Source organism: Streptomyces sp. NPDC002088 (assembly GCF_040296605.1).
Taxonomy (GTDB): Bacteria; Actinomycetota; Actinomycetes; order Streptomycetales; family Streptomycetaceae; genus Streptomyces.
Genome location: NZ_JBEOXO010000016.1, coordinates 77302 through 100077, shown reverse-complemented (window position 1 = coordinate 100077; position 22776 = coordinate 77302). Strand labels below are relative to the sequence as shown.

The 22776-nt window shown below is 69.6% G+C and carries 21 protein-coding genes and 1 pseudogene; 8 read left to right on the top strand and 14 right to left on the bottom strand.

All coding sequences use genetic code 11. The annotated features are described in order from the left end of the window. Positions 1-45 precede the first annotated feature (45 nt). Positions 46-804 (top strand): IclR family transcriptional regulator, encoded by a 759-nt coding sequence (locus tag ABT114_RS30030; RefSeq protein WP_351146011.1) that lies wholly within the window; start codon positions 46-48, stop codon positions 802-804. A 100-nt stretch (positions 805-904) separates the two neighbouring features. Next, positions 905-2113 carry a PP2C family protein-serine/threonine phosphatase gene (locus ABT114_RS30025; protein WP_502988417.1) on the top strand — a complete coding sequence of 403 codons (1209 nt, stop codon included), beginning with the start codon at positions 905-907 and terminating at the stop codon, positions 2111-2113. Positions 2114-2203: 90 nt separating this feature from the next. Here the strand turns inward: ABT114_RS30025 and ABT114_RS30020 are convergent, their stop codons facing one another. Continuing rightward, a complete protein-coding gene (locus tag ABT114_RS30020; protein ID WP_351146010.1) occupies positions 2204-2626 on the bottom strand; it encodes an ATP-binding protein in 423 nt (140 codons plus the stop codon). 195 nt (positions 2627-2821) lie between these two features. Between ABT114_RS30020 and ABT114_RS30015 the strand changes: the two genes are divergently transcribed. Next, on the top strand, positions 2822-3589 hold the full coding sequence (locus ABT114_RS30015; protein ID WP_351146009.1) for an IclR family transcriptional regulator: 768 nt from the start codon (positions 2822-2824) through the stop codon (positions 3587-3589). Between the two features lie 39 nt (positions 3590-3628). Beyond that, complete coding sequence (gene glpK, locus ABT114_RS30010; RefSeq protein ID WP_351146008.1) at positions 3629-5143, top strand: glycerol kinase GlpK; 1515 nt, start codon at positions 3629-3631, stop codon at positions 5141-5143. Positions 5144-5275: 132 nt separating this feature from the next. Here glpK and ABT114_RS30005 read toward each other — a convergent pair whose 3' ends face one another. From ABT114_RS30005 to ABT114_RS29965, 9 genes are all read right to left on the bottom strand, one after another. Then, complete coding sequence (locus ABT114_RS30005) at positions 5276-6103, bottom strand: fumarylacetoacetate hydrolase family protein (protein ID WP_351146007.1); 828 nt, start codon at positions 6101-6103, stop codon at positions 5276-5278. Continuing rightward, complete coding sequence (locus ABT114_RS30000; RefSeq protein ID WP_351146006.1) at positions 6100-7656, bottom strand: sensor histidine kinase; 1557 nt, start codon at positions 7654-7656, stop codon at positions 6100-6102. The genes ABT114_RS30005 and ABT114_RS30000 overlap by 4 nt, the downstream gene beginning before the upstream one ends. Before the next feature lie 65 nt (positions 7657-7721). Further along, on the bottom strand, positions 7722-8465 hold the full coding sequence (locus ABT114_RS29995) for a response regulator transcription factor (protein ID WP_351146005.1): 744 nt from the start codon (positions 8463-8465) through the stop codon (positions 7722-7724). 96 nt (positions 8466-8561) lie between these two features. After that, positions 8562-10241 (bottom strand): CotH kinase family protein, encoded by a 1680-nt coding sequence (locus tag ABT114_RS29990; RefSeq protein WP_351146004.1) that lies wholly within the window; start codon positions 10239-10241, stop codon positions 8562-8564. Then, on the bottom strand, positions 10241-10918 hold the full coding sequence (locus tag ABT114_RS29985) for a DUF4956 domain-containing protein (RefSeq protein WP_351146003.1): 678 nt from the start codon (positions 10916-10918) through the stop codon (positions 10241-10243). Before ABT114_RS29985 ends, ABT114_RS29990 begins: the two co-directional genes overlap by 1 nt. Then, positions 10915-11757, bottom strand: a complete 843-nt coding sequence (locus ABT114_RS29980) for a polyphosphate polymerase domain-containing protein (protein ID WP_351146002.1) — start codon at positions 11755-11757, stop codon at positions 10915-10917. The genes ABT114_RS29985 and ABT114_RS29980 overlap by 4 nt, the downstream gene beginning before the upstream one ends. Positions 11758-12141: 384 nt before the next feature. Beyond that, positions 12142-13674 carry a sensor histidine kinase gene (locus ABT114_RS29975; RefSeq protein WP_351146001.1) on the bottom strand — a complete coding sequence of 511 codons (1533 nt, stop codon included), beginning with the start codon at positions 13672-13674 and terminating at the stop codon, positions 12142-12144. Next, the gene (locus tag ABT114_RS29970; protein WP_351146000.1) at positions 13671-14411 is read right to left on the bottom strand and encodes a response regulator transcription factor; all 741 of its coding nucleotides are present in this window, start codon (positions 14409-14411) and stop codon (positions 13671-13673) included. Before ABT114_RS29970 ends, ABT114_RS29975 begins: the two co-directional genes overlap by 4 nt. A 28-nt stretch (positions 14412-14439) precedes the next feature. Beyond that, the gene (locus tag ABT114_RS29965; protein ID WP_351145999.1) at positions 14440-15240 is read right to left on the bottom strand and encodes a mannosyltransferase YkcB-related protein; all 801 of its coding nucleotides are present in this window, start codon (positions 15238-15240) and stop codon (positions 14440-14442) included. A gap of 655 nt (positions 15241-15895) precedes the next feature. Here ABT114_RS29965 and ABT114_RS29960 point away from each other — a divergent pair. The 3 genes and pseudogenes from ABT114_RS29960 to ABT114_RS29950 all read left to right on the top strand — a co-directional run. Beyond that, positions 15896-16828 (top strand): NmrA family NAD(P)-binding protein, encoded by a 933-nt coding sequence (locus ABT114_RS29960; RefSeq protein WP_351145998.1) that lies wholly within the window; start codon positions 15896-15898, stop codon positions 16826-16828. Positions 16829-16970: 142 nt separating this feature from the next. Continuing rightward, entirely contained in the window at positions 16971-17975 is a 1005-nt protein-coding gene (locus ABT114_RS29955; RefSeq protein ID WP_351145997.1) for a zinc-binding dehydrogenase, read from the top strand. Positions 17976-18021: 46 nt separating this feature from the next. Then, a pseudogene (locus tag ABT114_RS29950) lies at positions 18022-18285 on the top strand (CoA transferase); the annotation flags it as partial. 75 nt (positions 18286-18360) lie between these two features. On the opposite strand, the gene ABT114_RS29945 reads toward ABT114_RS29950, so the two are convergent. Next, positions 18361-19311: an SDR family NAD(P)-dependent oxidoreductase gene (locus tag ABT114_RS29945; protein ID WP_351145996.1), complete on the bottom strand. Its 951-nt coding sequence runs from the start codon at positions 19309-19311 to the stop codon at positions 18361-18363. 136 nt (positions 19312-19447) lie between these two features. On the opposite strand from ABT114_RS29945, the gene ABT114_RS29940 reads away from it, so the two are divergent. Continuing rightward, complete coding sequence (locus tag ABT114_RS29940) at positions 19448-20089, top strand: TetR/AcrR family transcriptional regulator C-terminal ligand-binding domain-containing protein (protein ID WP_351145995.1); 642 nt, start codon at positions 19448-19450, stop codon at positions 20087-20089. 112 nt (positions 20090-20201) lie between these two features. Here ABT114_RS29940 and ABT114_RS29935 read toward each other — a convergent pair whose 3' ends face one another. Genes ABT114_RS29935 through ABT114_RS29925 form a run of 3 tightly spaced genes read right to left on the bottom strand, consistent with a single transcriptional unit; the run spans position 20202 to position 22770 of the window. Then, positions 20202-20798, bottom strand: a complete 597-nt coding sequence (locus tag ABT114_RS29935; RefSeq protein ID WP_351145994.1) for a cysteine hydrolase family protein — start codon at positions 20796-20798, stop codon at positions 20202-20204. Continuing rightward, positions 20795-22294, bottom strand: coding sequence for an MFS transporter (locus ABT114_RS29930; protein ID WP_351145993.1), 1500 nt, complete (start codon positions 22292-22294; stop codon positions 20795-20797). The genes ABT114_RS29935 and ABT114_RS29930 overlap by 4 nt, the downstream gene beginning before the upstream one ends. Then, positions 22291-22770, bottom strand: coding sequence for a MarR family winged helix-turn-helix transcriptional regulator (locus ABT114_RS29925; protein WP_351145991.1), 480 nt, complete (start codon positions 22768-22770; stop codon positions 22291-22293). The genes ABT114_RS29930 and ABT114_RS29925 overlap by 4 nt, the downstream gene beginning before the upstream one ends. Between the last annotated feature and the right edge of the window lie 6 nt (positions 22771-22776).

Genomic DNA, 22776 nt, shown 5'->3' with positions numbered 1-22776 from the left:
GTGCGCGCCTTGCCTGCGCCAGGGAACCGGGCGCACGCTGGTCGTATGGCTGCTCAGGACGGTCCGACGCTCATCACGTCCGTGCAGCGGGCTTTCCGCCTGCTGGAGGCGGCGAGCGCGCACGAGAACGGCGCGCCGGCGAAGCAGCTGGCGCGTGAGGCGGGCCTGCCCCTGGCCACCGCCTACCACCTGCTGCGGACGCTGGTGCACGACGGATACGTGCGGAAGCTGGACGACGGCGGGTTCATCCTCGGCGACAAGCTGCAGACACTGCGCACCACGGGCCGCGGGCAGGCGATGCTGAGCCGGGTCCGTCCCACGCTCGCCGCGCTGCGGGACGAGTTCGCGATCGCCACCTACCTCACCTTCTACGAGGGGGGCGAGATCCGGATCGCCGAGATCGTCGACGGCCCCCGGGCGCCCCGGGCGGACCTCTGGGTGGGATTCGAGGACGCCGGGCACGCCACCGCTCTGGGCAAGTGCGTGCTGCGCGAACTGGACGACGACTCGCGCAAGGACTACCTCTCCCGGCACTCCCTCGCCGACCTCACGCCACGCACCATCACCAGCCCTCCGGAACTGCTCAGGCGGCTCGACTCCTCACCCGTGGCCCCGGCCGTCACGGACCTGGAGGAGTACGCCCTCGGCACCGTCTGCGTCGCCGTGCCCGTCTACAGCGGGGACACCCTCGGCTCGCTCGGCGTCTCACTGCCGGCGGACCGGGTTTCCCGGCTCGAGGAGATCCTGGCGCGGCTGATCCCGACCGCGAACCGCGTGACCAGGAGCCTGTCGCTCACTATCTGAAATCCCAGTCCTTGTGGCGCCTGAGTCGAACACCGTTTCCTGGATGAAACGGACATTCCGGGAGTGCATCCCCCACACAGGTGAGGACTGCGGACGAAACATGACTCAGGCCCGAGACCACGGTGGCGCCCACTGGCCGATGCGGCCGTTCCGGAACCCGGTGCGCTGTCTCGGAGCATTCGCCCGGACACGCCCCGCCGCACAGTTGGCCGCCGGCACGCCCGTACTGCCCGTACTGCCCGTGCTGATCGTCTCCGTCGTCGTGCTCGTCGATGCCTTCGGCGGAGCAGGGATGATCTGGCTGCCACTGCTCGCGGCCGGGCCCGCGCTGGCCGCCACCACCAACGGCCCGTGCGGGGTCCTCTGTGTCGGTCTGCTCGCCGCGGTCCTGGGCGCGACGCTCGGAGCCCAGGATGGTGTTCCGGCTTCCGAGCTGGCGGCCGTACTGTCCGCCCTGGTGGCCGTCACTCTGGCGAGTGGCCTGGCCAGCGCGTTGCGCGGACGTCGTGAACGGGTGCTCGCGGCCGTTCGCTCGGTCGCGGAGGCCGCTCAGCACGCGCTGCTCAAGCCGGTACCCGAGACCGTCGGCCCGTTCCGGGTGGCCGTCCGCTACAGCGCCGCGGCGGCGGAGGCTCGTATCGGCGGGGACCTCTACGCGCTGATACCCACCCCGTACGGGGTCAGGATGATCGTCGGCGATGTGCGTGGCAAAGGGCTGACGGCCGTGGGGACCGCCGCGCTCGTGCTCGGCATCTTCCGTGAGGCCGCCTACGACGAGCCCGATCTCCTCGCCGTCGTCGGCAGGATCGAGCGGAGCCTGGCGCGCAATCTGGCCAGTGACGACGACTTCGTGACCGCTGTGGTCGCCGGATACCCGCGGGAAGGGCATCTGGAGGTTGTCAACTGCGGACACGCGCCTCCGCTGCTGGTACGCGCGTCCGGAAGCGTCGTGGCGGTGGATCCCACCCATCCGGCCCCGCCCCTGGGGCTGCGCGCCCTGTCGGGCGAGGTTCCCAGCCTCCAGGTGCTGCCCTTCGCCGACGGAGATCAACTGCTGCTCTACACCGACGGGGTCACCGAGGCCCGCGACCACGGCCGTGAGTTCTACCCGCTGGCCGAAGGGCTGGAGCGCCATGTGTGCGACGAGCCGGCCCGCACCCTCACCGCGCTCCATGACGAGTTGCTGGGGCACGTGGGAGGCCGACTGCACGATGACGCGGCGCTGCTCCTGCTTCGCAAACCGGCCAGGTCCGAAGCAGTCGGCGCCGTCAGCCGCTACCCGGCTGCTCGGAGCAGCGCCCTGATGTGAGGGCGGCGTGGGGACACCTGGAGCCGCCGCTCATGCTGCCCTGATGTCAAGGCGTCGTGGGGGCACCCGGAGCCGGGCCGCCGCTCATGCTCACGCCGCGACGAGATCGGCCCACCGGGTCACCCCGCCGGAGTGGATGCGTATGCCGTGCCGAGTCGCCAGCGCGTGGACGATCTGCTCGCCCCGGCCGTGCTCGTCGGGGTCGATCCCGTCGGGCGACTGCCCCGCACGCGCGGGTCCCGCGTCGGTGACCTCGACCCGCAGGGTGCCGGGCCCGTCGCCCCGCACCCAGGACAGCCGCAGCTCCGCCGGGGGCAGGGCGTGGACGACCGCGTTGGTGAGCAGCTCCGACACGACCAGGAGCGAGTCCTCGACGATCTCCGGGGACACGTTCCAGGCGGCGAGGACCGCCCCCACCCGCCGGCGTACGGCCGAGACGGCCCCGGGGACGGGTGGCAGCGGGCAGACATGTTCGACTGCGTGCCGAAGCACCGCATTCAGCTGTGCCGCCATCTGCTCTCCTCCGGGTGATCGCTGCCTGGACACCGGGCCTCAGCGCCGGTTGCCGGGCCTCAGAGCAAAGTAGGGAGCGCGGCGAGGCCGGTCAATGAATGGCGGTCGGCATTACCGAACGAGCCACCTCAACCAGGGGCGAACCGTCCACCTGCACGTAAAGCGGACCCTCCAGGGCGGTAATACGCTCGCACTATGGCCGGCCCAGTCCAGTCGATCGAACGGGCGGCGGCGATCCTGCGTCTGCTCGCCGGTGGGCCCCGCCGCCTCGGGCTCGGCGAGGTGGCGGCCTCGCTAGGGCTGGCGAAGGGCACCGCCCACGGCATTCTGCGCACGCTCCAGCATGTCGATTTCGTGGAACAGGACGCGGCGACCGGGAAGTACCAGCTCGGGGCCGCCCTGCTGCACCTCGGCACCAGTTACCTGGACGTCAACGAGCTGCGGTCGCGCTCCATCAACTGGGCTGACGCCCTGGCCGCCCGCAGTGGGGAATCGGTCCGCCTGGGCACTCCCCTGGAGGGCAAGGTCCTCGTCGTCCACCACGTGTTCCGGCCGGACGACACGCTCCAGACCCTGGACGTGGGCTCGCTGCTGCCGCTGCACGCCTCCTCGCTCGGCAAGGTTCTGCTGGCCTTCGGGGCCGCGTCCCTCGAGCCGGCGCTGGAATCCGGGCTGGAGGCGTACACCCGGCACACCCTGGTCTCCCGGGAGCAGCTCACCCGGGCGCTCGCCGAGGTACGGGAGCTGGACTGGGCCGCCGAGGTCCAGGAAATGAGCATGGGCGAAGCCGGCGTCGCCTCGCCGATCCGAGGGCACGGCGGCCTCGTGGTCGGCGCGATCGGACTGTCGGGCCCGGTCGAGAGGATCTGTGACGGCCAAGGCCGTCCCCGGCCGAGTCTGATCACCCTGCTCCGCGAGGCGGCACGGGCGATCTCCAGAGACCTGGGGGCAGCTCGCTGGTGATCCCCCGCCTCCTCGACACATCGGAAGGCAGACCCGATCATGGTTGAACGGTATGTGATGTCCATTGATCAGGGCACCAACTCCACCCGATGCATTCTGTTCGACCACCACGGGCGGCTCGTGGCGGTCGCCCAGCGGGAGCACCAGCAGCACTTTCCCAGGCCCGGATGGGTCGAGCACGACGCCGTCGAGATCTGGCGCAATCTGCTGCGCATCGTGCCCGAAGCCTTGTCCGGAGCCGGTGTCGGCGCGGCAGAGGTCGCCGCCATCGGCATCGCCAACCAGCGGGAGACGACGGTGCTCTGGGACCGGCGGACGGGTGCCCCGTTGGGCCGGGCGGTCGTCTGGCAGGACACCCGTACGGCACCGCTCGTCGAGGACCTCAGACACGAACCCGGAGACGAGTTCTTCCTCGAGCGGTGCGGCCTGCCTCCCTCGACCTACTTCTCGGCGCTGCGGATCCGCTGGCTGTTCGACCATGTCAATGGGCTGGAACAGCGCGCCAAGGACGGCGAGGTGCTGTTCGGCACGATGGAGAGCTGGCTGATCTGGAACCTCACCGGGGGCGCGGACGGCGGCCTGCACATCACGGACGCCACCAACGCCAGCCGCACCATGCTGATGAACATCCGCTCGCTCACCTGGGACGAGGAGCTTCTGGCGTTCTTCGGGGTGCCCCGCCCCATGCTGCCCGAGATCCGTTCGTCCGCCGAGATCTACGGCGATGCCCGCTCGGTCCTCCCGGGGGTCCGTATCACGGCTGCCCTCGGTGACCAGCAGGCCGCCCTGTTCGGACAGACCTGCTTCTCCCCGGGCGAGGCGAAGTGCACGTACGGAACGGGCAGCTTCCTGCTGCTCAACACCGGTACCGATGTCGTGCGGTCCCGGCACGGACTCCTCACGACCGTCGCCTACAAGATCGACGACCAGCCCACCGTCTACGCCCTGGAAGGTTCGATAGCCGTCACCGGTTCGCTGGTCCAGTGGTTCCGCGACCGTCTGGGACTGATCAGCAGCGCGCCGGAGATCGAGACCCTCGCGCGGACCGTCGAGGACAATGGCGGTTGCTACATCGTCCCCGCCTTCTCCGGTCTGTTCGCACCCCGCTGGCGCAGCGACGCGCGCGGTGTCGTCGTCGGCCTCACCTCGTACATCACCAAGGGACACCTGGCCCGAGCCGTCCTGGAGGCCACCGGCTGGCAGACGCGGGAGGTCGTCGACGCCATGAACGCCGACTCCTCGGTCGCCCTGAAGGAGCTCAAGGTGGACGGCGGCATGACAGCGGACAACCTGCTCATGCAGTTCGTGGCCGACGTACTCGACGTGCCCGTCGTGCGGCCCATGGTCGCCGAGACGGTCTCCCTCGGTGCCGCCTACGCCGCCGGGCTCGCCGCCGGCTACTGGACGGACCTGCAAGTCCTGCGTCGCAACTGGCACCGGGCCGCTCAATGGCTGCCGGACATGGCCCCCGAGCGGCGGGAGTCGGAATACGACAACTGGCAGCGAGCCGTCGAGCGGTCGCTGGGGTGGATCAAACCGCCGAGGTCCCCTTGATGCCGGCGCCGAACAGCAGAAGGCGCCTGCCGGCCGCAGCCCGGGTCAGGCGCCCTCTCCGCTGCGTCTGCCCGCTGAGTCCCGAAGAAGCCCAGCTTCTTCGGGCTCGGCCGCCCTTGCCGGTGCGCCGTGTCAGACGATCATGTTCCTCAGCTCGCCGACGCCCTTGACCGTGGCGACCAGTTCCTGTCCGGTCTCGAGGGTCACCCTGGGGCCCCGGCCGGTGCCTGTCGGCCCCGGTATTCCCGTGGCGATCAGGTCACCGGGCTGGAGCGTGACGGCGGAGCTCACGTGGGCGATGATCGTGGCGACGTCGAACAGCAGGTCCGAGGTGTTGCCCTTCCGCCTGACCCATCCATCGACGAGACAGCTGACCGCCAGGCCGCGGCCGGCCATGGGTGTGTCGTCGGTGGTGACCATGGTGGGTCCCACAGCGATCCCGACGTCGGGGCGATCGTTGACTCCGCTCGTAAGGGTTCGGTCCCGGCCGTCGCGGACGGCGACAGCGTTGATCACGGTGTAGCCGGCCACATGGCCGAGGGCTTTCTCGGCCGCCACTGCGTGGGCGCGACGTCCGACGACCACGCCCAGTTGCGCACCCCAGTCCATGTCGTCGCCGGTGGCCGGCAGGCGGATGTCGTCGTGGGCGCCGACGGGACGGCAACTGTGGAGGACGGAGAATCCGGGGACGGCGGGGCTCGGCCCACCGGTCTCCCGCAGGCGGGCGGCGTAGTTGGGTTCGACGCGAACGACGTTTGCCGGTCGCGGGATCAGGGAGGTGTGGGAGATCTCCGTCAGTCGACAGCGTTCCCCCGTGTCGGCGGCGGCCCGTTCCTGCCAGTCGGTGCCCGAGGAGATCAGGGCGCCGACATCGCTGTAGGGCAGGAGTACGCAGTGCTGCTTCTGCAGCCGGGCAGCAGCCGTGTGGCCGCGGCCCAGTCTCACGGTGCCGAGCTTCACCTGAGGCCTCCTAGGAAGTGGAATGTGTCGGACAGGGGCGCAGGTGCGGCGAGGGGGAGTGGTGGCTCCTCCTGTCCCGCGGCAACGGCAACTGCCTTGCACGGAAGGAGGAGTCGGAACGTACACCCCTGCTGGAGCCGGGTGTCGAGTTCCAGGCGCCCCTCGTGTGTGGCGGCGATGGCCGAGGCGATGGCCAGTCCCAGACCCGTGCCGGGTTCGGATCCGGAGCTGCGCGTCGATTCGGCCCGGTAGAAGCGTTCGAACACCCTCTGCGCGTCCGGTGCTGCGAGCCCGGCGCCGTTGTCGGCGACCTCGATGACGCAGACTTCGGTCCCCGGGCGCAGCGGCAGGCCGGCACTCGTCCGGCCGGGACGGTCCGTGCCCGCGCCGCCGGGGCGGACACGCAGGGTGCCGACACGCACTTGGATCCGACTCCCGGAAGGGGTGTGGACGCAGGCGTTGACGAGCAGATTGGTGATGATCTGACCCAGTTGATGAGGGTCGCCGTACGTTTCGACGGCGTCGAGCTCCGACGTGGCGGGACCGCCGTCCTGAGTGGCGAGCGCGCCGAGTCCGATGTGCTGGTCGGGGTGGCGCAGGGCGACGGCCGTGATGCTGTCGGCGGCCAGGGAGAGCAGGTCCATGTGTTCCCGTCGTACGACCGGCTCGTCACTGAGCTTGGCCAGCTGGAACAGGTCGTCGACCAGACGGCTCATGCGCTCGGCGTTCTGCACCATCAGTTGGTGCGCTTCGTGTCGCCGAGCCGGGCTCATCTCCGGTTCCCCCACCAGGAGTTGGGCGAAACCCTGGAGGGAGGTGAGCGGGGTGCGCAGTTCATGGCCGGCGTCCGCCAGGAAGCGGCGCAGCCGCTGTTCGGACGCCTCGGAACGGCGCAGTGCCGTCCGCAGCCGCTCCAGCATGGTGTCCAAGGCGCGGCCGAGATGCCCCACTTCCGTGACGGTCGGGCCGTCGGAGACGCTCAGCTCCAACTCGCCGTCGGCGATGCGCCGTGCCGTGCGCTCGACCCGGACCAGTGGGCGTAGCCCCACACGGACGGCGACATTGCCGAATACGACGAAACCCGCCGCCACGGCCAGCCCGACGATCAGGCTGAACCACAGCATGGTCGACGTTGCGTCGTCCACCGCTTTCAGGGGCAGAGCCACCACTACCCGGGCCCCCTCGGGACCCGCCCTCGCGATCACCCGCCAGTGGCTGCTCCCGTCGCTCGAAGCACCCGTCGCAGGGCGGCCGTCGGCCAGATTCAGCGATGTCTCGGACTGCGGCAGGAGTGGTCCGGAACTGTCTTCGTCGCCGCCCAACGACGCTGCGAGCCTGTTGCCGCTGCTGTCGTAGAAGTAGACCCGATAGTCCGAGGGAAGCGGGCTTCGGGCAGTCTCACCGCGCGTCGATGCCGCGTCGATCGCGTACTGGTAGAACTGCGGAACGACCTGGAACCGGGTGAGCCGAGCGTCGACCTGGGCCGTCAGCCGACTGTGCAGCATGGCGAGCCCCGCGGCCTGGCAGAGCAGAACCGCCGCGGTGGCCAGCAAGGTTGTACCGAGGACCAGTCGAACGCGCAGCGAGCGCGGTTTGCCGATCCGTAGCGGCCACCGTGTCACAGCGCCACCGCTCCCGGCTCGCCTTCGGCGGCTCGCAGACAGTAGCCCACACCCCGCACCGTCTGGATCAAGTACGGCGGAACACGGTCGATCTTGCGCCGCAGATTGCGTACGTAGGTGTCGACGATGCGGGCGTCGCCGGCGAAGTCGTAGTGCCAGACCCGCGACAGGATCTCCTTCTTGTCCAGCACGCGTTCCGGCTGTGCCAACAGGCAGGCCAGCAGCCGGAACTCGGTGGGTGACAGCCGGATGGGCAGGCCTGCCCGGCGCACCTCGTGCGTCTGCTCGTCGAGTACCAGGTCCGCGTACCGCAGTGGGGCCCGTCTGTTCTCGGCGGGGTGCATTTCGGTGCGCCGGAGGACGGCGCGGATCCGCAGCAGGACTTCCTGCACGTGGAAGGGCTTGGTGACGTAGTCGTCCCCACCGGAGCTGAGCCCGATGATGCGGTCTTCGACGTCGGTGCGGGCCGTGAGGAAGAGTACGGGTGTGTAGACGCCCTCGGCTCGGAGATGACGGGTCACGGCGAAGCCGTCGGTGTCGGGCAGGCCCACGTCCAGCACGATCAGGTCGGGTTGGCTGCTGCCCACCTCGAACATGGCCGCCTGACCGGTCTCGGCGGTGACCACCCCGTAGCCGGCGGCCTGAAGAGCGGAGGTGAGCAGGGCGCGGATGCTGGGATCGTCCTCGACGACGAGCACGGTGTGTCCGGCAGGCGCGTGAGTGGACGGGGCGGCAGGCATGGGTACCTCCTTCGCTGGGGGCGGGTTGCAGGGGCGCCGATGCCCGGACACGGCTCCTCCGAAGAATGCGGGGAACGCGTGTCCGGGCGTGGCAGGTCAGCCGGTCACCTCTTTGTCCTTCGCCAGCGCCTCGGTGCGTTCCGCGACGGTCTTTTCGAGCTTGGACACCGCGGTGTCCAGAGCCTTGGAGTCGGCGCCCGCTGAGCGCGCCTGCTCCGCGACGTCCTTCAGGTCCTTCGCCGCCGCGCCCGAGCCGTAGAACTTCTGGTAGAGCTCGCGGTACGCCTTCTTGTAGATGCCGTCGAAGGCGTCGGACTCGAGGAACTTGGTCTTCAGGACGTGCTCCATGGAGAACCCTTGGCCCCCCTTTGTGTCCGCACCACCTTCTTGACCGGGCATTGCCTGGCCGGCACCGCCGTCCTGGCCGCCGCCGGCCGCTCCGCCAGGCACACCTTCCGGCATCCCTGAAGGCATCCCTGAAGGCATCCCCTCGGGCATGCCCCCAGCGGCTGCGTCGCCGCCCTGGGTGCCGCCAGCGGCTGCGCCGCCGCCCGGCATGCCGCCGCCCATGCTGATCGAGTCGTCAGGGCCGGCCGTCGCGTCCCCGCTGAAGGTCAGGTTGTAGTCCCAGCCCAGTACGGAGAACTTCTTGGTGTCCAGGTCGTACCACAGCAGGTAGTTCTTGCCGGGGCCCGCCATGTCGTCGAAGTTCAGCAGCAGGTTCTGCGCGGCAAGGTAGGTGGCGAGCGAGTCGACGTCGACGTACTTGTCGAGGTCGCGGGCGAACTCCTCGTCGGAGGCGCTGTTGGCCCACTTGATGAGCTTCATCACCGGTTCGAGGTCCTGGCTGCCCTTCTTGTTGAGCTGCTTGAAGGAACTCTCGTAGTCGGTGGGGTCGTCACCGCGGTACTCGAAGCTGCCGCTCGCCTTCGCCTTGTAGAGCACCCCGTTGCCGTCGGCGACGTCGTTGGCGTAGTCCGTGTCGGGTGCCTCGACCATGAGGCGGGTGGCGGTGGGCCGGTTGTTCACCTTCACCTTGGTGAAGGCGTACCGCTCGGCCTTCTGCCCGCTCTCCGTGGTCAGCTTCAGCGACAGCGCCTCGTTGACCGGGACCTGGCTGTTGCTGCCGGGGCGCAGCGAGATCTCCCGCTCACCCTGGTAGGCGCGGCCCTCGACGTACTCGTCGATCTTGACGAGCCAGGGCAGTTCCTCGGGCTTCTTCGCGGAGAGGTTGAACTGCACTATGCCGCCCATGCCGCCCATGCCGCCGGCGGCGGCCGCGGCGCCGTCCGCCTTCTGACCTTGGCCGCCGGTGGCGCCGGCCGGAGCGCCCTGCGCGCCACCGGCGCCACCAGGGAAACCGCCGGATTTGCCGCGCAGGGACGACAGGGTGGAGTTGCCCTTGAGGCGGATCCCGACGTCATTGAGGTAGACCCCGTCGATGGTGAGGTCGGCCTCGATGTAGTCCTTGGTGCCGTCGTCCTTGAACTCCTTCATCATCTTGTTGAAGTCGGTCTGCTGATAGGTGAGTTGGATCGTGTGCGACACCGAGGTGTCGTACAGGTCCACCGTCCCCTGGACGTTGTCGGTGATGGCGTCCGCCTCGGCGCGCGAGGACGATGTGACGTACGGGGATATCCGCGCGTCGCCGAGGAAGGCGACCATCGCGGCGAGCCCGACGCCCAGCGCCGCGGCCGGCTTCCAGTGGTGACGCAGCCGTACGGGCAGCCGGTCCCGCAGCCGCCGCCTGCGCCGCGCGGGGGTCTCGCCGCTCATCACAGGTCCGTCGTGTCGTAACCGGTCAGGACGGTGACCCGCTGGCCGGACGTGCGCTCCTGCAGGGCACTGACCAGGTCGCCGGGCTCGGCGCCCTTCTTCAGGCGCACGGTGTAGAAGACCTCGCTGAGCGCGCCGCCGCGTATGGTCTCGGTGCTCACCAGTTCGAACTCGCTCGTGTACTTGATCAGCACGTCACGGATCTGCGGGGTGTAGTCGTCCCCGGCCGGGACCTGGACCTTGACGACCTGACGCGCCACATTGAGCGCGAACCAGTTGAACTTGAACATGATCAGGATGACGACGCAGATCACGACGGCGCTGACCGCGGCCAGCGTGTAGAAGCGGGCACCACAGGCCATACCGATCGCCATGGCCAGGAAGATGAAGCCGACGTCCCTGGTCTCCTTGACCGCGTTGCGGAAACGGACCACGGACAACGCGCCGACCAGGGAGAACGCGCGGGCCAGGTTGGACCCGACGATCAGCATGATCAGGGCGACGATCATGCCGACGATGATCAGCGTCTGCACGTAGGACTGGCTGTAGGAGACGTTGCGGTGCGTGTACCGGTACGTGTAGCCGATCAGCGTCGTCAGGATGAACGACAACGCCATCGCCGCCACGACATCGGCCACGCTGAACGTGCCGCTGAGTTCCTGTAGATCGAAGTTCACTGTGCTCCTGCCTTCAACGGCGCATCAAGCTGCGCCGACCGCTGCTCCAGCGGTTGCTTTTCAATGGGGGTGGGCGGGGGATAGTCCGCCTCATTGATGTGGAAGATCGAACGCGGTGCGAGTCCGAACGCCTCGATGGACTGCACGTACTTCGAGACCCGGATCAGGCTGAGATTGCGCCGCGCGGCCAGGTCGGTGATCCAGTACGGGGTGCGCTCGTTGACCTTGATCTCCATCACCGACAGGTGCGGCGGGATGGTGAACCGGTTCTCCGCCGTCTCGACGCCGAAGTGGAAGTCCCGGTCACGGCCGCGGATCCGCCGGTCGAAGGTGACCCGCAGGCCGGTGTCCTCGGCCCGGCCGACGAGTGCCTCACGCTGGTAGCCGGTGATGGCGGCAGGCCGCAGGTTGGTCCGTACGACGAGATCGAGCACCTCGTGGATGAAGGCGCGCTCCTTCGGCGAGTGGTCCACCATCTCGCGGTCGTCGCACAACTGCCGCGCCACGCCGTAGGGGAGCATGATGCGCCGCTTCTGCGTGACCCGGTTGACGCGCTGCTTGATCTCCACACAGACCATCGAGTCGTCGGTGACCCCGTCGAGGTTCCCGTAGTGCCGGATGCGCAGCTTGCGACGGAACTTCAGCCCCTCGATCTTCTCCCAGTAGAACTGGAGTTGAGGGCTGTCGTAGTACAGGCTCCACACGCCGTACCCGCCGACCGGACTGTGGTCGTCGGCGTCCATCCGCTCGGCCAGCTCGTCGCGGATCTCAGCCGCTTGATCGACCGGAACCAGGTACTTCAGCTCGAACCGATTGAACGAGTGCAGCCGACTGGCCACGTGCAGCGGCTCCTCTTCCGCTGGGGCCTGAGCTCCCTCCGCTGGATCCTCCTGGCTCTGGGACTTCCGCCATGTGGTCAACGGCAGTACCACCATGCGCCTCCTTCGTCGTACGGCCCGGTCGGGCGACACGGCACACGAAACAGATGGCATGTGAGAGGTCGCTGAGAATTGTGAGGTAATTCCCGGGGAACCTGAGGTGGCCAAAAGGTGAACTCGATGCTTCGGGGGGAGGGAACGCGCACACGGCACCGCCGAGATGACCTGTTGAGTGCCCTGCATGTGGCGGAGGAAAGGAGCCACGGGCGGAACCCTGCCGGGGCCGATCCGGCTGTCGCCCACCGGCTGAGCCCCCGCCCGCGGTTGTGCCTTCTGCCCCCTGCGTCAGGTGTCGGCCCGCTGGCCCGGAAGGACCAGGCGTACCGTGCACCCCTTGCCCGGTGCGGTGTCGAGTTCCAGGCGGCCGCCGTGGCCCTCGGCGATCGCGGCGGCGATGGAGAGGCCCAGCCCGCTTCCCCCGTGTGCGCGGGAGCGGGAGGGGTCGGCGCGGTAGAAGCGTTCGAAGACGTGCTGGGCGTCTTGAGCCGTGAGGCCCGGCCCCTCGTCGGCCACTTCCACGACGCCGACCGGCGTGCCGAGCGGCAGGGGAGGTGATGCGCTGGTGCGGCCCGGGCGGTCGGTTCCACAGGTGGCGGCGCTCACCCGGGTCGCGCCCACCCGTACGTGGACACGGGTACCGGCCGGAGTGTGGACGCGGGCGTTGGCGAGGAGGTTCTCGAGGATCTGTCCCAGCCGGTGGGCATCGCCCGTGGCTTCGACCACCTCCAGCTCGCTGCCCCCTGTCGGATCCGACAAAGGGCCGAGATCGACGGGATGGCTCGCCCCATGCAGGGCGGCGGTCCGTACGGCGTCCGCCGCCAGGGAGAGCAGGTCCACCGGTTCCCTGCGGTACGAGGGTTCCCGGTCCAGCCGGGCGAGGAGCTGAAGGTCGTCGACGAGCAGGCTCATGCGTGCCGCGTTCTGCGCGATCAGGTGGTTGGCCTTGTGCTGTTCCTCGGCTGGGCGGTGCTCGGGGCGCAGGGCCAGCTCCGCATAGCCCTGGATGGCGGTGAGTGGCGTGCGCAGCTCGTGGCCGGCGTCCGCGACGAACCTGCGCATGCGCGCCTCGGAGGCCTCGCGCTCCCCGAGCGCCTTGTGCAGCCGCTCGAGCATGCTGTTCAGGACCCGGCCGAGCCGGCCGATCTCGGTCCGTGGGTCGGTGTCGGACAGCCGGAGGTCGAGTTGCCCCGCGCTGATGCGCTCGGCGGTGTGCTCCATGCGGGTCAGCGGGAGAAGGCCGAGCCGGACGACCCAGCGGCCGAGTGCGAGCAGGGCGGCGACGGTGATGACGAGCAGGGTGACGTTGAGCCAGAGGAGCTTGGAGGTGGCGCCGTCGACCGTGTCCAGGGGCAGGGCCACGACGGAGTTCATGTCGTCCGGGCCGGAGCTCAACAGCACTCTCCAGCGGCCGTCGCCGCCGACGGCGTCCACCGTCTCGGGATGGCCGTCTCGCAGGCCGAGCTGTGACACCGAGTCCGCGAGCCGGGGACCTGGCTTGGTGCCGGAACCGAGCGAGTTGTCCATGCGGCGCCCCGAGGCGTCGTAGAAGTACACGCGGAAGTCCGAGGGCAGGGCACCGGGGGGCTTGTCGGTAGTGATCTTCTTCAGCGCGTCGAAATACGCGGGGTCCGGCGGGTGGAATTCGGTGAGCTGCTGGTCGACGCGGTCCATCAGCCAGGAGCGCAGGACCGTGTAACCGATGAACTGGGAGACCAGGACAGCGACCGTGGCCAGCACGGTCACGCCCAGGACGAGCCGTCGCCGCAGCGATCCCGGTGAACGCGGCAGCAGACGTTTCGGGTGGCGGAGCCGCTTCACTGCTCTCCCGCCCCGCCGGCCTCTCGGGGGAGCCGCAGGCAGTAGCCGACACCGCGCACGGTATGGATCAGCGGCGGGTCGAAACTGTCGATCTTCTTGCGCAGATATCTGACGTACGTATCGATGATGCGGGCGTCCCCGGAGAAGTCGTAGCTCCACACGTGGTCGAGGATCTGCGCCTTGCTCAGCACCTGGCCCGGGTTGGCCAGCAGATAGGCCAGCAGCTTGAACTCGGTCGGCGACAGCGAGACGTAGTGCCCGGCGCGGTGCACTTCGTGCGCGCTCTCGTCGAGTTCGAGATCGGCGTAACGCAGCACGGACTCCGGAACGAGCGACTCGATCCCGGGGGCCGTGCGGCGCAGGATGGCCTCGATGCGCAGCAGCACCTCCTCTATGCTGAACGGCTTCGTCACGTAGTCGTCACCACCGGACTTCAGTCCCTTGAGGCGGTCGTCGAGGTCGGTGCGGGCGGTCAGGAACAGGACGGGTACGTCGTTCCCGGCCGCCCGCAGCCGCTGGGTGACCTCGAAGCCGTCCAGGTCGGGGAGCATCACGTCGAGCAGGACCAGGTGCGGTGCCGAGCGTTCGATCTCCACGAGCGCGGACTGGCCGTTCTCCGCGCTGCTCACCTCGTATCCGGTCAGCCGGAGGGCGGATTCGAGCAGGGTGCGGATGCTGGGTTCGTCCTCGACCACGAGGAGCCTGTGCTGCGGCTTGTCCGCGGGCTGCTCGGTCATCGTGCTGTGTGGTCCGTTCTGTCGCTGTTCAGCGGGCGGCGCAGTCGTAGAGCACCGTGCCACCTCCGATAGGCATCGCAGTGCCATTGTCCTGCTGGGACGACGTGCTGCCGCCATACGTCGACGCGGGGACCTTGGCGCAGTTCTCGGAGATCCACTTGGAGCGTTTCTCGGCCGCGCTGCCCGTCGTGCCCGGCGCTCCCATGCCTGCGCCGCGGGAATCGTCCGAGCCGAGGATGTACCGCAGCTCCCCGTTCTTGGTCCACTTCTCCAGCTGGGCGATCGACGGCGTGTCGTCCATATTGGTGAAGCCGCCCGAGCCCTGCTGACCGCCGGGGATCTCAGGCATGCCGGGCGGCTGCTCGTCGTCGGACAGCCCGGTCGTACCCGGCGCCCTCTGGCCGCCGGAGCCCGTGCGCGACATGCCGCCGCCGAAGCCGCCGAAGCCCGAGGGCCCGGCCGTCGGATTCGACCCGCCATCGCGTTCGACGACCCGGTCGGCACGCTCACCGCCCACACCCCGGGCGCCAGCAGCAGTGATACGACCGCGGCGCTGGCCCCGGCCCTGAGGAGCCGCGCGTTGCGGCGGGAGAGCAGCAGGGCGAGCGCGGCGCAGCAAGACTGCGCCCGCACCGACCGCCGGCGCCCAGCTCAGCCCGGCCCGTTGCGCCCGGATCAGCGCGGCGAGCATGCCACCGACCAGGCTGGGGACCGCCGGAGCCGGCAGGGTGGTGTAGTACGGGTGGAAGATGCCCTCCTGGGTCGAGAACACGGCCGCGCACACGATCAGCCACGTCCCCCACAGCAGCCACCCGGAAGTCGGCAGCACCGCGTCGGACGCCAGCCGGCGGTCCGGCCGGAGACGTCGATGGTGAGAGCCGTACGGTGGGGGTGGGCGACATGGCTTCCTTCAGTCGGGAAGGGGCAGGGGTTGTGGCACCCGGGCCCTGATCTCGAACAGGTCACGACTGTCACGCACCGGACTGGGAGAGCTGAGAGAGAAATGCGAGAACTGACAGAGAGTCAGATGTTTATGCGCTGCGCACAGCGCTGCGGCCGTCGACCGCGACACGGCTCTTGCTTTGCTTGTTGGGCGCAATGTCATTCCACTGAGTAGATTGCTCGTCCAGGTCAGGCCTGTATGCCGTTGCCGCGAGCCGGTCCAACGGCTGCTGGAGTCCGCCCAACGCCGACTATCAGGCCGTCCGCGCCGTACAGATGGCGGGAATCCCCTCGGTCGCGGGCCGTCCAGCTCGACCGCCCCGCCATCCTCACGAACATCCGTGACAAGGTGACCGGCCTCGTGGCGCACTTCGGCCTGTCCGACGAGGCCCTCCTGGACGCCCTGACCGGCAGGGCCCACCTCGAGGGTCGACTCCCCTTCGACCTGCCCGCCACACCAGCGTCGGTGGTCGCGGAGAAGCCCGACCTGTCGAACGATGGCTCCGGTTGCGTCCTGGCCGTGTGCGCCGCAGGCTGCCGCTATGGACCGCCCCCAGGGAGCCAGTACGCTGCCCGTCCTGGTGACCGGCGCCGCGGGCAGTGTCGGCGCCGTCGGACGTTCCGTCGTCGAGGGCCTTCGGCGACGCGGCCTGCCCGTCCGAGCCGCCGTACGTCGTGAGGACGATCGCGCACAGGCGCTGCGGGCGACCGGCGCCGAGGTCGTGGTCGCAGACCTGACGCGTGCAGGCGAGGTCGCCGGCGCCCTGGACGGCTGCGGGCGGATGTACTTCGGCATGGGCGTGTCGGCGCAGTACCTGGAGGCGGCCCTGACGGCGGCGGCCGTCGCGCGCGCGTACGGACGCCTGGAGGTGTTCGTGAACATGTCGCAGCTGACCGTCGCCGAGATGGACTTCACCCACACCTCCGAGTCGGGCCAGCAGCGGCAGCAGTGGCTGGTCGAGCAGGTCCTCGACTGGTCGGGCCTGCCCGTTGTCCAGATCAGGCCCACCGTGTTCCTGGAGAACCCGCTCTTCCGCGTCGGCTTCTCCTCGATCGCGAAGACGGGCACCATCAGGCTGCCCTTCGGTGAGGCGAAGACCTCCCCGGTGCAGGCCGGCGACGTCGCTGCGGTCGTGGAGGAGGTCCTGGCCGACCCGGCTCCGCATATCGGGCGGATCTATGAGCTGACCGGTCCCCGTTCGGAGGGCATCACCGCCATGGCGGCGCAGGTCTCGGCAGTCCTGGGCCGACCGGTCGGCTACCGTGACGTCCCCCTGCAGGAGTGGATCGACCACGATCTCAGGCCGCTGGGGCTGCCGGAGCACGTCTTCCAGCACATCTCCACCATGGCCCGCCTTCATGCGGAGAACCGGTACGACCGCAGGGCGGACGGTGTGGAGCGGGTCACCGGGCGGCCCCCCTCGGAATTGGCGGACTACGTCCGGACGCACGCCGACCTGTTCACCGGCCCATGAGCGGCGAACTCCTCGACCTGGCCGTCGCCACGACTGGCCGTCGAGAACTGTGGAGCACTCTTGGCGGAAAGCACCTGCTGCTGCAGGACCCCGGGCTGACGCCCCGGCCAAGCCCCCCACACCAGCGCGCAGGAGCAGAATCATGAACCGTCGTGTCGTCCACACCCGTGGCGGGTTGCCCGCCGACGTCCTGACCGTCATCGAGGAGCCGGAGCCGGCAGCGCCCGAGCGCGGCCAGGTCCTCATCCGCACCACGGCCTTCACGGTGCACCCTGGTGATCTCCAGGCCATCGAGGCCTACCCGGGGAAGGCTGCACAGCCGGTTCCGGCCGGCGTGGAAGCCACCGGCGTGGTGGAGGCGATCGGCCCGGGAACGCGCGTGGCGCCGGGTGTCAAGGTCGGCGGCCGTGTAACGGTCTTCCCCCAGCCGGGGGCGTGGTCCCAGTGGATCGTGGCGGACGCCGAAGTGGTTGTCGCCGTACCGGACGAGCTGCCGGACGAGATCGCCGCGCAACTGCTGGCGAACCCGCTCACCACGGTGATGCTGCGCCGTGAGGCGCAGGAGCACCTGGCCTTCGGATACGACGGTTGTCTGGTGCAGACCGCCGCAGGCTCGTCGGTCGGGCGGCTGGTGACGGGCGTGTCCCGGTTCCACAACCTGGCGCTCGTCAACGTCGTCCGCAGCGAGCGCGGTGCCGCCGAGCTGCGCAAGCGGTTCCCGGACGTGCCGGTCGTGTCGACAGAGCATCCGGGCTGGGCCGACGAGGTCCGCGAGGCAGCCGGTGGCCGTCCGGTGAGTGTGGCCCTCGACCCGATCGGCGGGAAGCTGGCGGAGAGCCTTCTGGACCTGTTGACGCCGGGCGGGAAACTGGTCAGTTACGGGCTGATCGCCGAGGAGCCGATCTCGGTGCATGCGTCGACGCTGCTGAACAAGTCACTGACGCTGCGGGGCAAGAACATCGGCCGGTGGCTGTCCGAGGCCTCCGCCGAGAGGCGGGCATCCGACATCGCCACCGCACAGCAGATCGCGCTGGGGCTCAAGGACCAGTTCGACGTGGCCGCCGCATACGGCCTTGGCGAGCTGGCCGACGCCGTGGAACACGCGGTGCGACCCGGCAAGGTCGGCCTCGTCCTCGTCCGCCCCTGACAGCCGCCGCTACCTCCTTGAGACGGCGGCGTTGAGCTGCTGCAGGGTGCGCCTGCGGCAGCTGACCGCGTCCGCCGGCACCGTCAGTCGTCCTGTTCTGGCCCGGGGATCTTCCTCCGCCTCGGCGCCCGCGGGTCGCGCAGGTGCCGCAGGGTGCCGCCTGCCGGGGGCCGATGTGCTGGTGACCGACTTCCCGCCGCGGACACGCGAGAAGCTGGGCCTGGAATACGACGCTCTGGCCCCCCTCGATCCCCGGCTGATCTACGCCGATGTCACCGGCTTCGGCGAGGAGGGTCCGGATTGGACACAGGTCGCCGCGTCTGACGCACCTCGGAGCAGCGCGCCGTCCGCGTCGCGGATCAGGGCACAGCCCCGGCCGGCCATGTCAGGCGGACACGGCGGCCGTGGACAGCTCCCACAGCCGCTCCGCGGCCACCGGGTCGAGCGCGTACTCGGCGACGCCCACCGGCTCGATGTCCGTCTCCAGCTCCTTCGGGTCGATGACCGGGGCCTCGGCGCTGTTCTGGAAGTACCGACCGGTCACCCCCTCGACCAGCGGCGAGCCGGCCACCAGCACCGAGGTGGCGGCGCCCTGGGCGGCGGTGCGCCAGGGGTAGGCGTCGTAGACGGCCCGCGCCTCGTCCGACATGTCCTCGCCGAAGGCATACTGCTGCAAGGGGGTACGGATGCCGCCGGGCATCACCGCGTTGGCGGTGATGCCGTCCGCCGCCCAGCGCCGGCCGGCCTCCACGGCGAACAGCACGATCGCCGTCTTGGACTGGCCGTAGGCCTCCAGCGGGACATAGGGCCGATGGGCGAAGCTGATGTCGTCGAAGACGACCGGCGAGTACAGATGCGCGGTGGAGCTGAGCGCGGTGATCCGGCCGCCCTCGGCGGCGAGCGCCTGGTGCAGCCCGGTCGCCAGGGCGAAGTGGCCGAGGTGGTTCGTGGCGAACTGGGCCTCCCACCCCTGCGGCGTGAGCTGCAGTTCCGGCAGGGCCATGATGCCGGCGTTGTTGACGAGGATGTGCAGCGGGCCTTGCCAGGAAGCGGCGAAGGCGCGCGCCGAGTCCAGGTCGGTGAGCTCCAGCGGCGCGACCAGTACGGACTGGTTGCCGGTGTCCGCGGTGATCTCCGCGGCGACCTTGGCCCCCTTGGCGGTGTTGCGTACCGCCAGGGTCACCTCGGCGCCGGCTCGTGCCAGTGCCCGTGCGGTCTCCACGCCGACCCCGGAGGAGCCGCCGGTGACCACCGCTCGCCGGCCGGTGAGATCCACACCGCGGAGCACTTCGTCGGCGGTGGTGTCGCGATTGAAGGGAGTGCTGAGAAGAGTCATTGCCGTCCTTGCTGGTGTTGCCGAGGGTCTGGATCATTTCGATTCGAGTCGACCCGTATCGAAATGTACGTCCGGTGGGTCCCAGAAGCAAGACGCGACCGCTCTGTGGGCCCGGTGGGCGACCTATACTCGCCGGGTGAGCCAGCCCAGCAACCGCCCCTCAGCCAGCGAGGATCCCCGTCCCACCCCGGGCCGCAAGCGCAGCGAGGCATCGCGGCTCGCCATCCTCGCCGCGACCCGCGAGCTCATCGGCGAGCAGGGCTACGAGAGGTTGTCGATCGGCGGGATCGCGGCGCGCGCGGGTGTGGGCAAGGACACCATCTACCGCTGGTGGCCCTCGAAGGGGATGGTCGTGGCGGACGCGGTGATGGAGGAGGCGCAGCCCTTCCACCTCGCCCCGCCTGCGCGCACCGGATCGGTGGACAAGGACGTCCGCAAGTGGGCGCACGCCCTCGCCCGGGACTTCGTCGACCCGATCCGGGCCGGCCGGATCCGGGCCGTCACCTCTGCGGCGAGCGAGGACCCCGCCACCGCCGAGCGGCTCTACGAGCGCTTCACCCAGGTGCAGCGCAAGGGGCTCATCGACCGCCTCCGCATCGCGGCCGAGGCCGGAGAGGTGCGCCCGGAAGCGGACTTCGGCTCGGTCGCGGACGCTGTCCTCGGCTCCCTCATGTACTGGGTGACCGCCCGTCGCACCGATCTGAGCATCGAGTCGGTGGACTCGCTCCTCGATGTGCTGCTGCGCGGCCTGCGGGCGGAACCGGCCACCGGTTCATAGCCGGTCCGTGGCCGGTCCGTGATCGGTCAGTAGCCCCGGTGCTCGGTCGCCGGAGGAGCGTCGACGTTCATCGATGCGGTCCGGCGAACTCTGGCAGCCAGGGGGTGCCGTATCAGGCGGCCTTGAGCAGCTCGGCCAGCTGGGCCGTGTCGATCAGGTGGGCGCGGGACGGGAACACCTCGTCGACCAGGATCCGGTTGACGTCCGGGTTGTGGTCGGCGACGCCGTCGGTCAGGACGTAGACGCGGTAGTCGCGGTCGGCGACGTCGATGAGCGTGGACAGGACGACGCCGCTGGTGCTGATGCCGGAGAGGATCACGGTGTCGATGCCACGGTCGCGCAGCTGCTCATCGAGGTCGGTGGTGGAGACCGAGCCGAAGCGGATCTTACGGACGACGATGTCGCCGTCCTCGGGGGCGATCCGCTCGTCGATCTGCGTGACGTCGTCCTCGTGGTGCATCATCTTCGCCGCGGCGACCCCGCTGAAGGTCTTGTTGGTCTCCGGGATCTTGGCCCAGTCGTCCTCGGTGAAGGCGACGCGGACGTAGCCGATGGTGCCGCCGGCGGCACGGACGTCGGCTATCGCGCCCTTGACTCGCTCGACGAGCGCATCGGGCTCGGAGACGGACGCGACGATCCCGTTCTGGAAGTCCATCGCCAGCAGGGCGGTCCGCTTGGGGTCGATCTCGGGGAGGGCGGGGGTGGTCATGCGTGGTTCTCCTTGCGGGGGTTTGTCGCTGCGTTCGCAGTGTTCGTAGGGGTGTGGCTGTGATGTGAGACGCCGGAGTCGCGGTCCGCTTTGCGGGCCATCAGCCGGCGGTCGAGGACGGTCAGCAGGAGGACGGCGACGCCCGCCGCGACCAGTACGAGGCCGAGGGTGTGCAGGCCGTGGTCGCTCGCACCGTCGCGGAAGACGATGCTGCCGATCACGGCGGAGGTGATGCTTCCGAGGTATCCGAAGGTCCGGAAGAGACCGGAGGCGGTACCGATCCGGTCGGGGGGCGCCGCGAGGTAGAGCGCGGTCTGGTTGCCGACCGTGGTGGCGGCCGATATGACGCCGAAGATCAGGGAGACGAGGACGATCGCGATCGCCGGGCTGTGCGAGCTGAGCAGCATGATGCCGCCCGAGCCGATCACCATGGCCACAGCCGAGGCGAGCAACGGTCCACGCACCAGGTTGCGGCTGGCGAGCGGGCGCGAGAGCAGTGCGGAGACGGTGCCCATCGGCAGCAGCAGGAGTCCCGCCGTCACGGTGGAGAACCCGTGTGCGGCCTCCATCCACTGGGTCATGCCGTACATCACGGTGTAGATGCCGAGCAGGGTGAGGGCCTGCCGCAGGTAGGTGCGGGCAAGGGCGCCGTTGGCGGCGAGTTCGCGAAAGTCGAAGAACGGCGCGGTTTTCCGCAGCTCCCATGCGACCGTGGGTATCGCGGCCACGACGAAGACGATGAGCGCGACCCACTTGACGTGGGGGAGGCTCATCAGGAAGACGACCAGTGCGGTCATCGACACGGCGAAGCCGAGGATGCCGGTCAGGTCGATCCGGTCGGCGACTTTGCGGAAGCCGCTGTTCGCGCGGTCGAGTGCGGGGTCCTGGGGCAGCCAGCGTACGGCCATCACCAGCGCGATCGCGGTAACCGGGATGTTGATGAAGAAGGCCCAGCGCCAGCCTGCGGCGCCGACCAGCAGTCCGCCGATCGGCGGGCCGACGGCGGTCGTGGCCATGCCCGCGATCGCCAGGCCGCCGAGCACCCCGCCCGGCGGCGCGTCCATGCCGGCCTGCTCGGCGCGGCGTCGGATCAGCACCATCGCGCAGGGGAAGGCGGCCGAGGTGCCGATGCCGATCAGGACCCGGGCGACGGTCAGCATCGCCAGGTTCTGGCCGAGGCCGCCGACCAGGCCGCCGAGCAGCACCAGCACGATGCCGGACAGGAAGATCCGGCGCGGGCCGAGCACCTCGGCCAGCTTGCCCGCGGTGGGCTGGGCGACGGCACTGGCCAAGTACAGAGAGGAGACCAGTACGGCGGTGGTGCCCACCGCGACGTGCAGCTGTGTGGCGATGGGCACCAGGGCGGTCGCGATGATGGAGCTGTTGATCGGGTTGAGGGCGGAGCCCACGTAGAGCGGGGTGGTGAAGGGCCAGGCGAAGGACTTGCGCTTCGGATCGCTCGCCGAAGCGTCGACCTGACCGACGGCGGCACTCATATGCCGCCGCCGCTCAGGTCCGCTTCGGCGAGCCGCTCCAGGAGCTCGATGGCCTTCTCCACGTCTTCGCGTTCGTCGGGGGCGACCACCTGGTCGATGGCGCGCGCCAAGAACGAGGCACGACCCGCCACGACCCGGTCGACCAGCTCGGTCGCGGAGGCGTCGGCGCTGATCAGCTTCTTGCGCCCGTCCTGTGGGTCGGGCTCGCTGTGGACGAGGCCGGCGGCCTTGAGCACCGTCAGGCTCTGTGCGATGGCCTGCGCGCTGACGTGCTCCAGCGCGGCGAGCCGGGCCGCGGTGACGGGGCCCTCCCGTATGACGCTCACCAGTACGCCGAGCTGCGTGACGGTCAGGCCGGTCGCGTTCTGCCCCGACTCCGCGCGCAGGCGTGCGCGCAGCCGTTTCATCGCGTCCTGGAGACGCTGTGCGGTCGCGGCAGGCACGGTGGGCTGCTGCGGCCGGGGTTTTGTGTTCATGTCCCC

Coding starts and splice junctions, on each gene's coding strand:
- ABT114_RS30020 (WP_351146010.1), bottom strand. CDS start 2,626: ATGGCGGCACAGCTGAATGCGGTGCTTCGGCACGCAGTCGAACATGTC.
- ABT114_RS29955 (WP_351145997.1), top strand. CDS start 16,971: ATGAACCGTCGTGTCGTCCACACCCGTGGCGGGTTGCCCGCCGACGTC.
- ABT114_RS30015 (WP_351146009.1), top strand. CDS start 2,822: ATGGCCGGCCCAGTCCAGTCGATCGAACGGGCGGCGGCGATCCTGCGT.
- ABT114_RS30030 (WP_351146011.1), top strand. CDS start 46: ATGGCTGCTCAGGACGGTCCGACGCTCATCACGTCCGTGCAGCGGGCT.
- ABT114_RS29930 (WP_351145993.1), bottom strand. CDS start 22,294: ATGAGTGCCGCCGTCGGTCAGGTCGACGCTTCGGCGAGCGATCCGAAG.
- ABT114_RS29990 (WP_351146004.1), bottom strand. CDS start 10,241: ATGAGCGGCGAGACCCCCGCGCGGCGCAGGCGGCGGCTGCGGGACCGG.
- ABT114_RS29970 (WP_351146000.1), bottom strand. CDS start 14,411: ATGACCGAGCAGCCCGCGGACAAGCCGCAGCACAGGCTCCTCGTGGTC.
- ABT114_RS29960 (WP_351145998.1), top strand. CDS start 15,896: ATGGACCGCCCCCAGGGAGCCAGTACGCTGCCCGTCCTGGTGACCGGC.
- ABT114_RS29995 (WP_351146005.1), bottom strand. CDS start 8,465: ATGCCTGCCGCCCCGTCCACTCACGCGCCTGCCGGACACACCGTGCTC.
- glpK (WP_351146008.1), top strand. CDS start 3,629: ATGGTTGAACGGTATGTGATGTCCATTGATCAGGGCACCAACTCCACC.
- ABT114_RS29935 (WP_351145994.1), bottom strand. CDS start 20,798: ATGACCACCCCCGCCCTCCCCGAGATCGACCCCAAGCGGACCGCCCTG.
- ABT114_RS29925 (WP_351145991.1), bottom strand. CDS start 22,770: ATGAACACAAAACCCCGGCCGCAGCAGCCCACCGTGCCTGCCGCGACC.
- ABT114_RS30025 (WP_502988417.1), top strand. CDS start 905: ATGACTCAGGCCCGAGACCACGGTGGCGCCCACTGGCCGATGCGGCCG.
- ABT114_RS29945 (WP_351145996.1), bottom strand. CDS start 19,311: ATGACTCTTCTCAGCACTCCCTTCAATCGCGACACCACCGCCGACGAA.